Origin of the sequence: Actinospica acidithermotolerans, from assembly GCF_018139625.1 — a bacterium.
Classification (GTDB): Bacteria; Actinomycetota; Actinomycetes; order Streptomycetales; family Catenulisporaceae; genus Actinospica; species Actinospica acidithermotolerans.
In genome coordinates this window covers 1-449 of sequence record NZ_JAGSOH010000354.1, presented here as the reverse complement: position 1 = coordinate 449, position 449 = coordinate 1, and the positions used below count along the sequence as shown (strand labels likewise).

The following is a 449-nucleotide window of genomic DNA, read 5'->3' as shown; positions in this document are numbered from 1 at the left end:
TGCCTACGTTCCGCGTGATCGCCCCTGGAGTGGTGCAAGCTGGCCGTCCTGTCACCCTCAAGGTCGAAGCTGATGACGGGTTCGATGCGGCCTACACATGGCGCATCATCACGGCGGGCGGCTACCAGGACGTGACGGGCGAGAACACGGCGACGTTCACCTTCACGCCCACCGAGATCAAGAACTACGCGATCGAGGTGAAGGGGCGGTCATCGACGGCGCCCGACAACCCTGCGGCGGACGTGACGAAGACGCTGGGCGTGAAAGCCGTCAACCCGTTGGCTGCGCGCGCCTCGATCAGCGGTCCGACTTACCTCGAAGCCGGCAAGGCATACGCGTTCAAAGCTCAGATCAACGACGTAGTGCCCACCACTGCGCAGAAGGCGTACAAGGTCCTCGGCTATTGGAGCCTGCCCGACGGTACCCGGGTGGACGGCACCGAATTGCAG

1 pseudogene is annotated in these 449 nt (G+C 63.9%); it reads left to right on the top strand.

What is annotated here, in order from left to right:
• A pseudogene (locus KDK95_RS35060) lies at positions 1-449 on the top strand (hypothetical protein); the annotation flags it as partial.